This is a genomic window from Actinosynnema sp. NPDC037264 (genome assembly GCF_055603705.1).
Genome location: NZ_JBVJVK010000018.1, coordinates 35,814 through 48,384, shown reverse-complemented (window position 1 = coordinate 48,384; position 12,571 = coordinate 35,814). Strand labels below are relative to the sequence as shown.

Sequence of the window (12,571 nt, the reverse complement as noted above, 5' to 3'; positions counted from 1 at the left end):
GACAATTCCGGTCCCGGCGAGGTCAGCCGGCGCGCTCGAAGCTGTCGATCGCGCCGCCCCAGGAGGGCCCCTCCCATGTGACGACGAGCGCCGAGCCGTCCGGCTTGAGCTCCAGCGTCCCGCGCTTGCGGTCCTCGTTCGGCGTGGTGCAGTCCAGGGTGAGGGCCGGCTTGGCCGAGTCGGCGTCGGCGATCGTGCCGGGGCAGGCCAGCTCACCGGTGGTCCGCGCGGTCGTGCCGGTGATGGTGAGGGTGGCGATCGGGCTGTCGTTGATCGGCTCCCACGTGCCGGTCAGACCCTCGGCCTCCGGCTCCTCCGCCGCCTCCGACGTGGCCGCAGTGGTGGTGGTCGTCGCCGGGGACGCGTTCTGCCCGCCGTCGTCACCGCCGCAGCCGGACAACACCCCCGCGGACAGCCCGAGAACCGCGGCGGTCAGTGCCAAGCGCATGGAAGGGTCCCTCCTCGTTGATCTTCCCGAGAACGCGGACCATCCCAGCACAACACCCCCGGACCGGGGCGATCGACCCCGGGGCGCGCGGGTGGCCGCGCGCCCCGGACGCGGTCACACCCGGCCGATCACCCCGTCCCCGTAGGACGCGAGCGTCTTGTCCTTGTCGTCGTGCATCAGGTACAGCGCGAAGTTGTCCACGCCGACCTCCTTCAGCTCCTGCAACCGGTCCACGTGCGCCGACGCCGGCCCGAGCAGGCAGAACCGGTCCACGATCGAGTCCGGCACGAAGTCCGCCGACCGGTTGCCCGCCTTGCCGTGGTGGGCGTAGTCGTAGCCCTCGCGGTCCTTGATGTAGTCGGTCAACGCCGCGGGCACCGCGCCCGAGTCGCCGTACCGCGCGACCAGGTCGGCCACGTGGTTGCCGACCATCCCGCCGAACCAGCGCAACTGGTCGCGCTGGTGCGGCAGGTCCGTCCCGACGTACGCGGGCGCGGCCACGCACATCGTGATCGCCGACGGGTCGCGGCCCACGGCCACGGCCGCTTCGCGCACCGTCCCGATCGTCCACCGCGCGATGTCCACGTCCGCGGTCTGGAGGATGAACCCGTCGGCCTGCTCGCCGACCATCCGCAACGCGCGCGGCCCGTAGGCGGCCATCCACATCTCCAGCCTGCCGTCGCGCACCCACGGGATGCGCACCGGCGTGCCGTGGTGCTCGGCCTCCCGGCCCTCGGCCAGGTCCTTGATCACGGTCATGGCCCGGCCGAGCGTGGCCAGCGACGCGGGCCGCTGCCCGATCACCCGGCGCGCCGAGTCGCCGCGCCCGATGCCGCACACCGTGCGGTTGCCGAACATGTCGTTCAACGTCGCGAACAGCGACGCCGTCACCGACCAGTCCCGCGTGCTCGGGTTGGTCACCATCGGGCCGACGACCAGCTCCTTCGTCGCCGCCAGCACCTGCGAGTAGATGACGAACGGCTCCTGCCACAGCACGACCGAGTCGAACGTCCAGCCGTAGCGGAAGCCGTTGTCCTCGGCGGCCTTGAGCCCGGCCACCACGTCCCGCGCGGGCGGGTCGGTCTGGAGCACCACCCCGAAGTCCACGTGCCCCCCTACACCAGGTACTGGTTCAGCTCGCGGGACAGGAACTTCCCGTGCCCGGCCGCGCCGTGGAAACCGCCGGCGTCCACGACCACCCGGCCGCGGGAGAGCACCGTGTCGACCTTGCCGGTGATCTCCATGCCCTCGTACGCCGAGTAGTCGACGTTCATGTGGTGCGTGGCGGCGGAGATGACCTGCTGCGCCGACGGGTCGTACACCACGACGTCGGCGTCCGCGCCGGGCGCGATGACACCCTTGCGGGGGTGCAGGCCGAACATCCGCGCCGGCGTGGTGGAGCAGATCTCCACCCACCGCTCGAGGCTGATCTCGCCCTTGACCACGCCCTGGTGCAGCAGGTCCATCCGGTGCTCGACGCCCGGCATCCCGTTGGGGATCTTGGAGAAGTCGCCGCGCCCGAGCTCCTTCTGGTCCTTGAAGCAGAACGGGCAGTGGTCGGTCGACACCACCGACAGGTCGTTGGTGCGCAGGCCGCGCCACAGCTCCGACTGGTGCTCCTTGGGCCGCAGCGGGGGAGAGGCGACGTACTTCGAGCCCTCGAAGTCCGGTTTGGCCAGGTCCTCCAGCGACAGGTACAGGTACTGCGGGCACGTCTCGGCGAACACGTTCTGCCCGGTGTCGCGCGCCTTCGTCACCGCGTCCAGCGCCTGCGCGGCGGACAGGTGCACGATGTAGAGCGGCGAGCCGGTGACCTTGGCCAGCGTGATGGCGCGCGAGGTGGCCTCGCCCTCCAGCTCGGCGGGCCTGGTCAGGCCGTGCTCGACCGGGTCCGTGCGGCCCTGCGCGAGCGCTTGCGCGACCAGCTGGTCGATCGCGATGCCGTTCTCCGCGTGCATCATGATCGTCGCGCCGGTCTCGCGGGCCTTCTGCATGGCGCGCAGGATCTCGCCGTCGGTGGCGTAGAAGACGCCGGGGTAGGCCATGAACATCTTGAACGTGTTCACGCCCGCGTCGATGCAGGACTCCATCTCCTTCAACGACGTGTCGGTGACGTCGGAGACGATCATGTGGAACCCGTAGTCGACCGCGCACCGGCCGTCCGCCTTGGCGTGCCACTTGTCCAGGGTGGACAGCAGCGAGGAGCCCTTGGGCTGCACGGCGAAGTCGATGATCGTGGTGGTGCCGCCCCACGCCGCCGCGATCGTGCCGGTCTCGAACGTGTCGGCGGAGAACGTGCCGCCGAACGGCATCTCCATGTGGGTGTGCCCGTCGATGCCGCCGGGGATCACGTACTTGCCCGTGGCGTCGACGGTCTCGTCCGCCCGCACGGGGAAGCCGGGCGCGAGCAGCGCGGCGATCTTCTCGCCGTCCACCAGCACGTCGGCCTCGAACGCGCCGGTGGCGTTCACCACCGTGCCGCCCTTGATGAGGATGCTCACGGCCGCACCAGCCCTTCGTAGGTGTCGGGGCGGCGGTCGCGGTAGAACGCCCACAGGTTCCGGACCTCGGCCAGCAGGTCCATGTCCAGGTCGCGCACCACGACCTCCTCCTCGGTGTCGGAGGCCGCCTCACCCACGAGCTGCCCCCGTGGGTCGGCGAAGTACGACTGGCCGTAGAAGTCGTTGTCGCCCAGCGGTTCCACGCCGACGCGGTTGATCGTGCCGACGTAGTACTCGTTGGCCACGGCCGCCGCGGGCTGCTCCAGCCGCCACAGGTACTCGGACAGGCCGCGGCTGGTCGCCGACGGGTTGAACACGATCCGGGCGCCGTTCAGCCCGAGCTCCCGCCAGCCCTCCGGGAAGTGCCGCTCGTAGCAGATGTAGACGCCGACCTTGCCCACCGCGGTGTCGAACACCGGGTAGCCGAGGTTGCCCGGCTTGAAGTAGAACTTCTCCCAGAACCCCTTGACCTGCGGGATGTGGTTCTTGCGGTGCTTGCCGAGGTACGTGCCGTCCGCGTCGATCACCGCGGCGGTGTTGTAGTAGATCCCCGGCTGCTCCTCCTCGTACATCGGCACGACGAGCACGACGCCGAGCTGCCCCGCCAGCTCGCACATCAGGTCGGTGGTCGGGCCGTCGGGGATGCCCTCGGTGTAGGAGTAGTAGTCCGCGTCCTGCACCTGGCAGAAGTACGGCCCGTAGAACAATTCCTGCAGGCACACCACCTGCGCGCCCTGCGACGCGGCGGAGCGCACCGCCTCGACCGCGTTCGCGATCATCGACTCCTTGTCGCCGGTCCACTTCTGCTGCACCAGACCAGCACGGATGATGTTGCTCACGCGTTCTCCCTCCGTGGCGCCAGCACCAGGTAGGCGAGCATGCCGCCGACCAGGCCGACGACCCAGTTGTAGTCGTAGAGCGGTTTGAGGAACGGGATCAGGCCGTCGACCGGGAACGGCCCGCCGTGCGCGCCGCCGACCGCCAGCACCGAGCCGATCGCCGTGGCCACCACCGCGCGCCAGTTCCAGCCCGCCTTGAACCAGTACGCGCCCCGCCCGGCCAGGTACAGGTCCGGCAGCTCCAGCCGCGTCTTCGCCAGCACCCAGTAGCCGGCCACGAACACACCCGCCACCGACGCCAGCAGGCCGCCGTAGAAGCCGAGCCAGGTGAAGATGTAGATGCTCGGGTCGGAGATCAGCCGCCACGGCTGGATCACGATGCCGATCACGCCGGTGATCAGGCCGCCGACCGCGAAGGTGATCTTCTTCGGGAACGCGTTGGAGAAGTCGTAGGACGGGCTCACCACGTTCGCCGCGAGGTTCGCCGAGACCGTCGCCAGCACCAGCGCCACCAACGCCACCAGCACCACCGCGGTGCTGTCGAACCGGCTTGCCAGCTCCGCCGGGTCCCAGATCGCCTCGTCGTACAGCGCCATCGCGCCCGAGGTGGTCAGGATGGCCACGATCGCGATAAACGACATCGTGGTCGGCAGGCCGAGGACCTGGCCGAGCACCTGCTTGCGCTGGCTGCCGCCGAACCGGGTGAAGTCCGGCATGTTCAGCGACAGCGTCGACCAGAACGCGATCATGGCCATCAGCGACGGGAAGAACACCTTCCAGAAGTCGACGCCCCAGCCGAGCTTGGACGGCTCCGACAGGATCGGGCCGAACCCGCCCGCCTTCACCGCCACGTAGCCGAGCAGGATCAGGAAACCCACGCTGACCAGCGGCGCGGTCCAGTTCTCGAACCGGCGGATCGCCTCCATGCCGCGCCAGATGATCAGCATCTGCAGCACCCAGAACGCCAGGAAGCACAGCCACAGCGTCCACACCTGGCCCAGCACGACCGGCGCGTGCACCCACCCCTCGCCCGCCAACCGGCCCACGATGACGTGCAGCGCCTTGCCGCCGACCCAGGTCTGGATGCCGAACCACGCGCACGCGATGAACGCGCGCAGCAACGCGACCAGGTTCGCGCCGCGGATGCCGTAGAACGCGCGGGCGAACACCGGGAACGGGATGCCGTACTTCGTGCCCGCGTGGCTGTTGAGCAGCATCGGGACCAGCACGATCAGGTTGCCCAGGGTGATGGTCAGGAACGCCTGCACCCAGTCCATCCCCAGCGCCACCAGCGACGCGGCCAGCGTGTAGCTGGGGATGTTGTGCGCCATGCCCATCCACAGCGCGAAGAAGTTGTAGGTGGACCAGGTGCGCCGCTCCAGCGGCACCGGCGCCAGGTCGGAGTTGTAGTGCGGGCTGTCCGCGATCGCGGAATGATCACGCAGCTCGACGCGGCCGTCGGGATCGGCTGTGACCTGGGTTGCGGAGTCAAGGGCCATCGGTCACTTCCCTGTTACGCTCGTGAAACACCCTTCGTGCGGGCGGTTCGGCGCGATTTCCATCCCGGCATCCTCCGGTCGGCCCGCGCGCGTGGGCAGTGGCAAAGTGTCCACGCTTGCCATGATCAGGGCACACTCTGTCCATTGCCACTCAAGCCGCTGGTCCGGGCCGGTGCGCGTGGTCCCGGCCGGCCCTCGACTGGCGGGTGAGCGGTGTCCTAACGTCCGTTGGATGAAGCTCGAACTGCGGCACCTGCGGGTCGTCTGCGCGATCGCGGACGCGGGCAGCCTGTCGAAGGCGTCCTCCCTCTTAGGCCTGGCGCAACCCGCCCTCACGGCCCAACTGCACCGGATCGAAGGTCTGCTCGGCGGCAAGCTGTTCGAGCGCGACCACAAGGGCGCCCGGCCGACCGTGCTCGGCGAACTCGTGCTGGAGCGGGCGCGCGTGCTGCTGCCCGCGTTCTCCCGGTTGCAGGAGGACGCGACGCGCCTGCTCGACGACACCGCGCCCGGCGACCGGTACCGGGTCGGCGCGGTGAACGGCCCGATGCTCGGCGGGCTGGTGCACCGGCTCACCGAGGCGCACCCCGGCGCGCACGTCTCCACGCAGGTGTCGTGGTCCGGGCGGGAGCTCTCCGCCATGGTCGCCGCGGGCCGGCTGGACTACGTGCTGGTCGGCGTGTGCGGGGACGCGCCGCCGCCGTCGGAGCACGGGCTGACGTGGCACGTGATCGCGGTCGACCCGGTGTTCGTGCTGATGCCCGAGGACCACCCGTTCACCGTGCTGGGCGAGGTGGAGCTGGGTGCGCTGAAGGACACGCAGTGGGCCGTGACGCCGGGTGACGGCTGCTTCGGCGACTGCTTCGTGGCCGCGTGCAGCCGGGCCGGCTTCACCCCGCGCACCATGTACGAGGTCGACATCAACAGCTGCATCGACCTGGCCTCCTCCGGCGACGCGGTCGCGCTGTGCCAGCCCACGTTCCGCCGCACGCCGGGCCTGGTCGCGATGCCGCTGGCGGGCGCGCCGCTGCGGTGGCGGCACCTGATCGGCTGGGACCCGGAAGGGCCGGCCGCCGCGTTCGGCCCGCAGGTGCTCCGCTACGCCGCCGAGGCCTACCGGGAGACCGCCGAGCGCAACCCGCGCTACGCGGGCTGGTTGCCGGCGCACCCGGAGTACGGCGCGGTGCCGCCTCAGGCGTTGGTCTGACCTCGCCCTCGGTGCCCGGCCCGGGTTCGGGGCGCTCGCCCTGGCCATCGGACCGGGACTTCGTGCTCGGGCAAGGCGGCCATCACCGCGTCTTATGACCTAAGTGGTATTACCGCGAACGGATCGGCGGACCTACTTTCACGGGGAATCCCTGCCCTCCTTCGAGGAGAATTCCCCATGTCAGCACTGTTGAGACCGATCGCGCTCGCCGCGGCGCTCGTCGCGGCGGGGATCCTGACCCCCGCCGCCGCGCAGGCGGCGCCCGCGGGCCAAGAGGCCGAGGTCCTGGCCGCCATCCAGCGCGACCTCGGCCTGGACGCCGACCAGGCGCGTGCCCGGCTGGCCGCCGACGAGCGCTCCGCCGACACCGCGCGCGGCCTGCGCAAGCGGCTGGACGGCCGGTTCGGCGGCGCGTGGGTCGACTCGTCCGGCACGCTCACCGTCGGCGTGACCCGCGCGTCCGACGTGGACCAGGGCGGCGTGCGGACGAAGCTCGTCCAGCGCAGCGAGGCCGACCTGGACGCGGTGAAGTCTGCACTGGACGCGAACGTGGCGCGCGCGCCGAAGTCCGTGCCCGGCTGGTACGTCGACCTGCCCACCAACACCGTCGTGGTCAAGTCGCACCCCGGCGACATCGCCGCGGCACGCGCGTTCGTCGCGTCGTCCGGTGTCGCGGCGTCGGCCGTCCGGTACGCCGCCACCACCGAGGCCCCGCGCCCGCTGATCGACGTGATCGGCGGCAACGCCTACAACATCGGCAGCGGCACCCGCTGCTCGGTCGGCTTCTCCGTGAACGGCGGGTTCGTCACCGCCGGGCACTGCGGCTCCACGGGCGCGTCGACGTCCAACCCGAGCGGCACGTTCCGCGGGTCGAGCTTCCCCGGCAACGACTACGCCTGGGTGCAGGTCGCCGCGGGCAACACCCCGCGCGGCCTGGTCAACAACTACTCCGGCGGCACGGTGTCGGTCGCGGGCTCCCAGGACGCGCCGGTCGGCTCGACCGTGTGCCGCTCCGGGTCGACCACGGGCTGGCACTGCGGCACCATCCAGGCCCGCAACTCGTCGGTGACCTACCCGCAGGGCACGGTGACCGGCCTGATCCAGACCACGGTGTGCGCGGAGCCGGGCGACTCGGGCGGCTCGCTGCTGGCCGGCACCCAGGCGCAGGGCGTCACGTCCGGCGGCTCGGGCAACTGCCGCACCGGCGGCACCACCTACTTCCAGCCGGTCAACGAGATCCTCCAGGTCTACGGCCTCACCCTGGTGACCAGTGGCGGCGGCGACCCCGACCCGCCGACGGGCTGCCAGAACTCGGAGACCACCTACAACGGCTCCCTCGGCGCGGGCGGTCAGGCGTACCAGCCGAACAACAGCTACTACCAGTCCACGGTGTCGGGCGCGCACGTCGGCTGCCTCGCGGGCCCGGGCGGCACCGACTTCGACCTCTACCTGGAGAAGTGGAACGGCAGTTCCTGGGCGGTCGTGGCCAAGGGCGACAGCCCCGCCGCGAGCGAGACGGTCAACTACAACGGCACACCCGGCTACTACCGCTACCGCGTGCACGCGTACAGCGGCTCGGGCAGCTACACGCTCGGGGTCACGAACCCCTAGCCCGGGGGGGAAGAAGCCGCCGCGGGACCGTGTCGCCCTTACGTCTCCCCGACACGGTCCCGCGCGGCCACGATCCGCCAACGGGGGCGGGCGGCCCCGCGGTTCCGGTACCCCGACCCCGGACCCGCGGGGCTCTCACCACCGCCCGCGCACCGCATCGGCCTCGGGGTGGCCGATCCCGGTGAACAGCTCCCACGACTCCCACCAGGCGCGACGGGCGTCGTCGTGCCGCCCGAGCGCGGCGTGCGAGTCGCCGAGACGGCACAGCGTGTACGCCCGCGACCAGCGGTCACCGAAGTCGCGGTGGCACTCGAGAGCCTCCTCGAACCGCGCCACGGCACCCTCGAAGTCGCCGATGCGGTGGTGGATGCGCCCCAGCCCTTCGGTGGCGTCCGCGTAGCTGATCCGGTCGCCGGAGCCGGCCATCATGTCGATCACCTGGTGGAAGCGGTCGCGCGCTTCGTCGAGGTCGCCCACGCCGACGAGCGCGCGGCCGAGCTGGATGCGGGCGTTGACCCGGCGCGCGCGGTGACCGGTGGCATCGGCGATGGCGACCGCCCGCTGGGCGTGGGAGTGCGCGTCCTCGACCGCGCCGCGGCGCTCGTGCGCCAGGCTGATCGCCTCGTGGGCATGTGCTCGACTGGTGTCCCCGGCGGGGATCGCCAACGCCCGGTTCAGGACCTCGACCGCCTCCAGGTACCGCCCGCTGAGCGTGTACACCCGGCCGAGCACGCACAGCACCAGCGCCTCGATCCCGCGGTCGCCCAAGGCGCGGGCCGCCGCCAACGCGTCGAGCTGGGTGGCCTCCCAGTCGCGCCACCTGCCGCTGCGCCCGAAGTACGACGACAAGGCCCACGGCAGCCGCCACGTGTGACCGGTGAAGCCCTCGCGGACGGCGAGGTCCACCGCCGCCAGGAGGTTGCCGTGCTCGGCGGTGAACCAGTCCCACGCCGAGCCGAGGTCCGGCACCTCGGGCAGGACGACGCCGGGCCGGGCGGGTTCGAGGGGGATGGGGTCGCGGTGGGGGTAGAGCTGCCGTTCACCGGCGAAACCGGCGTGCAGGTAGCAGTCGAGCATCCGGGTCACCGCCGCGTGCGTCTCCTCCGTCGCCTCCTCTTCCGCCGCCCGCTCTGCGGCGTACTCGCGCAGCAGGTCGTGGTGGCGGTACCGGCCGGCTGAGCGCACCTCCAGCAGGGCCGCACCGGTCAGCTCGCCCAGCAGGCGTCGCGTCCGCGGCGCGGGCAGGCCTACCAGGCTCGCCGCCGCGGGCACCCCGACGTCCGCGCCGGGGTGCAGGCCCAAGAGGCGGAACAACCTCGCCGCGTCCTCGGACAACGTGCGGTAGGACCAGTCGAAGACCGCCCGGATGTCCAAACCGTCCCCGGTGGACAACTCGGCGATCTCGGTCACCAACTCGCCGACGCCCAGGTGCGGCTCGGTCGTCGCCCGGCTGCCCGCGATGGCCAACGCGATCGGCAGCCGCGCGCAGCGCTCGACCAGCTCGTCGACCGCCCGGCGTTCCGCCCGCGCCCGGTCCGCGCCCAGGTAGGTCGAGAGCAGCTCACGGGCCTCCACCCCGGACAGGAAGTCGAGCACCAGCGGCTTGGCCTGCTCACGTGCCACCAGACCGGCGAGGCGATTGCGACTGGTCACCAGCACGACGCAGGTGGGGCTGCCCGGCAGGAGCGGCCGGACCTGGTCGGGGTCGCGCGCGTTGTCGAGCAGGATCAGCATGCGCCTGCCCTCGACGTGGCTCCGGTAGAGCGCGACCTGCGCCGCCAGGTCCACCGGGATGCGCTCTTCGGGCACCTGGAACGCGTCGAGGAAGCCGCGCACCGCGGTGGCCGGGTCGATCGGGCCGCGCGGGTCGAAGCCCCGCAGGTCCACGTACAGCTGACCATCGGGGAACCGGTCGCGTTCCCGGTGCGCCCAGTGCACCGCCAACGTCGTCTTCCCGATGCCGGCGGTGCCGCCGATCGACGTGATCAGCAGGGTGGACTGGCGATCGACCTGCGCGGACAGGAAGTCGAGGGCGTCCGCACGTCCGACGAAGTGCGGCACGGCCGGCGGCAGTTGGTTGATAGGGGCGGGTGGTGCGGGGTGGACGTGCACGCCGCCGTGGATGGCGCCGGCTTGCAGGACCGGACCGTGCACCGGTCCGACCACCCCGTTGTGTAACTCGTCCACGCAGCCAGTGTGCCTCGATCGGGTGGGGTGTGGACACGGAGCGTCAGTCACCTGATCGAGCGGTCAAGGGTGGGGGTGGTTCCGGTCGATGCGGAGTAGGTCAACTTGCAGGTCCCCAACCAGGTTAGGAAAACCGTGTCCGGATACCGCACGCGCGGACTCCTGCGTGCCGCCGCCCTGCTCGCCGTTGGTACGTCCCCGCTGCTCGCCTCCGCCGCCTCCGCGGCGGAGGGGCCCACCGAGATCGTCGACGGCACGATCGGCAAGATCGGCAACGCCCCCGAGATCGGCCTCGACGCGACCAGGCCCGTCACCGACCTGCTCAGCGGTCAGGCCGTGAAGCTGCCCGTGCCGCTGCCCGGCGGCACGTCGGACGTCACGGCGCCCAAGGTGGCCGCACCGGCCGCGCTGAAGGCACCCGAGGCGCCCGGGCTGCCGTTCGTGGGCGACGTCCTCGCGCCGCAGGCCCGCGCCCTGCCCGAACTGCCGGAACTGCCCTTGAAGCCGGCGATCTCCGGCCCGGCCGAGACGCCCGACCTGGCCGGCGAGCTCGGCAAGCTGCCGGTCCCGCTGGGCTGAGTCGCTTCAGGTGGGCGGGCGGGGTAGCTGAGGATCCCGCTCGCCCATCTCCTGCACCAACAGCGCCACGTACAGCGAGAGCACGGACTCCGGGTCCTCCAGGGACACCCCGAGCACCTGCTCGATCCGGCTCAGCTGCTGGTAGTACGCCGTGCGCGACAGGTGCGCGGCCGCCGCCGCGGCGGACTTGTTGCCGCCGTGCTCGCAGAAGCACCGCAGCAGCTCCACCAACCGGGTGCCCTGGTTGGCGTCGCGCGACAGCAGCGTCCCCAGCTCACGGTCCGCGAACGCGACCACCCGCTCGTCCTCCCGCAGCAGGTGCAGCAACCCGCGCAGCCGCACGTCGTCCAGCCGGTGGTAGAGCCTGGTCCCCGGCGACCGCAGCGCCGCACCCGCCACGTGCGCCGCCTCGCCCAACGACCGCCGCACGTCCGGCACCGCGGTCACGGTCGTGCCGACGGCCACCACCACCGGCAACGCGTGCTGCGTCGCCGCCGCCCGCCGGTGCACCTCCCGCGCCAACCGCCGCAGCACGCCGTCCAACCCCGCCTGCGGCGGCAACGACAGCAACGCCCGCACGCTCGTGTCGTCCACGACGCCCACCAGCGCGGGCACGGTCACCCGCCGCGCCGCCAACGCCGTCGCCTCGGCCAGGTCCCGCAGCACCTCCTGCGACGCCAACGCCTGCGCGGGCGCGCTCGCCGTCCCCGGCCGGATCGCCACGCCGACGAGCTGCCGCCGTTCCAGCGGCACGCCGAGCGCCGCCGCCCGCGTCGGCAGGTCGTGCGGCGGCTGCCCGAGCAGCTGCGTGAGCAGCGTCCGGTGCGTCTGCCGTTCCAACGACTCCCGGTCCCGCGCCACCAGCCGGTGCACGGCCAACGCCGACGCGGCCCGTTCGGCCACCACGACGTGCCGGTGCGGCGGCTGCTCGGGCGTCAGCAGCACCAGCCGGCCCCAGTCCGCGCCACGTGCGCCGACCACCGTCACCAACCACCCGGCCTGCTCGTGGTAGGCGGTCCGCTCGGACACGGCCACCGCGCGTGAGCGCTGGCCCCAGTCGGCCAGCAGCGCGGTCGGGTCCTGACCGGCCGCGTCGTAGGCCAGCACCTCGTGCCCCAACGTCTCCAGCACCACCGGCAGCCCGGCCGTCCGGGCCACCTCCCGCAGCACCTCGGCGGGCTCGGCGCCTGCCACGGTCAACGCGGTGAACGCCTCGTGCACCTGCTCGGCCGCCCGCAGCTCGGTCAGCTGCGCGTCCACGATCAGCGACACCACGGCCTCGGTCACCGACACGAACCGGGTCTCCCGCGCCAACGTGACCAGCGGCAGCTCGTGCTGCTCGGCGGCGGCGACCAGCGCGCCCGGCACCGCGTCGCTCCACCGCCGCACCAGCTCGACGACCAGCCCGGACGCGCCGACCGACGCGAGGTCGGCGACGTAGCGGCGCAGCCCGTCCGGGTCGTCGGGCAACGCGATGCCGGTGGTCAGCACCAGCTCGCCGCCGCGCAGCAGGTGCGCGATGTCGGCCACCTCGGCGACGTGCACCCACCGCACCCGGCGGCCCATCCCGGCCGCGCCCGCGACCACGGCGGGCTCGCCGCGCCGGACCACGGGCAGGGCCAGCGCTTCGGCAACCGTGGGGTACATGGACACAACGTAATCCGCCGGGCCGGAAAGCGGTACAGGTTGTCCATGGCGGC

General features: G+C 72.0%; 10 protein-coding genes. 3 read left to right on the top strand and 7 right to left on the bottom strand.

The window, feature by feature from the left end:
* Positions 1–22 precede the first annotated feature (22 nt).
* From ACZ7GX_RS21160 to ACZ7GX_RS21140, 5 genes are all read right to left on the bottom strand, one after another.
* Positions 23–448 carry a hypothetical protein gene (locus ACZ7GX_RS21160; RefSeq protein WP_498778791.1) on the bottom strand — a complete coding sequence of 142 codons (426 nt, stop codon included), beginning with the start codon at positions 446–448 and terminating at the stop codon, positions 23–25.
* A 114-nt stretch (positions 449–562) separates the two neighbouring features.
* Positions 563–1,555 carry a TIGR03842 family LLM class F420-dependent oxidoreductase gene (locus ACZ7GX_RS21155; protein WP_498778790.1) on the bottom strand — a complete coding sequence of 331 codons (993 nt, stop codon included), beginning with the start codon at positions 1,553–1,555 and terminating at the stop codon, positions 563–565.
* An 8-nt stretch (positions 1,556–1,563) separates the two neighbouring features.
* Positions 1,564–2,949 carry a dihydropyrimidinase gene (gene hydA / locus ACZ7GX_RS21150; protein ID WP_498778788.1) on the bottom strand — a complete coding sequence of 462 codons (1,386 nt, stop codon included), beginning with the start codon at positions 2,947–2,949 and terminating at the stop codon, positions 1,564–1,566.
* Positions 2,946–3,788 (bottom strand): nitrilase-related carbon-nitrogen hydrolase, encoded by an 843-nt coding sequence (locus ACZ7GX_RS21145; protein ID WP_498778785.1) that lies wholly within the window; start codon positions 3,786–3,788, stop codon positions 2,946–2,948. Before ACZ7GX_RS21145 ends, hydA begins: the two co-directional genes overlap by 4 nt.
* On the bottom strand, positions 3,785–5,287 hold the full coding sequence (locus tag ACZ7GX_RS21140; RefSeq protein WP_498778783.1) for an NCS1 family nucleobase:cation symporter-1: 1,503 nt from the start codon (positions 5,285–5,287) through the stop codon (positions 3,785–3,787). The genes ACZ7GX_RS21145 and ACZ7GX_RS21140 overlap by 4 nt, the downstream gene beginning before the upstream one ends.
* A 232-nt stretch (positions 5,288–5,519) precedes the next feature.
* Here ACZ7GX_RS21140 and ACZ7GX_RS21135 point away from each other — a divergent pair, with 232 nt between their 5' ends.
* Complete coding sequence (locus ACZ7GX_RS21135; protein ID WP_498778781.1) at positions 5,520–6,494, top strand: LysR family transcriptional regulator; 975 nt, start codon at positions 5,520–5,522, stop codon at positions 6,492–6,494.
* A 177-nt stretch (positions 6,495–6,671) separates the two neighbouring features.
* Positions 6,672–8,105 carry a S1 family peptidase gene (locus ACZ7GX_RS21130; protein WP_498778780.1) on the top strand — a complete coding sequence of 478 codons (1,434 nt, stop codon included), beginning with the start codon at positions 6,672–6,674 and terminating at the stop codon, positions 8,103–8,105.
* Between the two features lie 135 nt (positions 8,106–8,240).
* On the opposite strand, the gene ACZ7GX_RS21125 is transcribed toward ACZ7GX_RS21130, so the two are convergent.
* Positions 8,241–10,292: an ATP-binding protein gene (locus ACZ7GX_RS21125; RefSeq protein WP_498778779.1), complete on the bottom strand. Its 2,052-nt coding sequence runs from the start codon at positions 10,290–10,292 to the stop codon at positions 8,241–8,243.
* A gap of 135 nt (positions 10,293–10,427) precedes the next feature.
* Here ACZ7GX_RS21125 and ACZ7GX_RS21120 point away from each other — a divergent pair, with 135 nt between their 5' ends.
* Positions 10,428–10,871 (top strand): hypothetical protein, encoded by a 444-nt coding sequence (locus ACZ7GX_RS21120; RefSeq protein WP_498778776.1) that lies wholly within the window; start codon positions 10,428–10,430, stop codon positions 10,869–10,871.
* Positions 10,872–10,877: 6 nt separating this feature from the next.
* Here the strand turns inward: ACZ7GX_RS21120 and ACZ7GX_RS21115 are convergent, their stop codons facing one another.
* A complete protein-coding gene (locus tag ACZ7GX_RS21115) occupies positions 10,878–12,518 on the bottom strand; it encodes a PucR family transcriptional regulator (RefSeq protein ID WP_498778773.1) in 1,641 nt (546 codons plus the stop codon).
* Positions 12,519–12,571 lie beyond the last annotated feature (53 nt).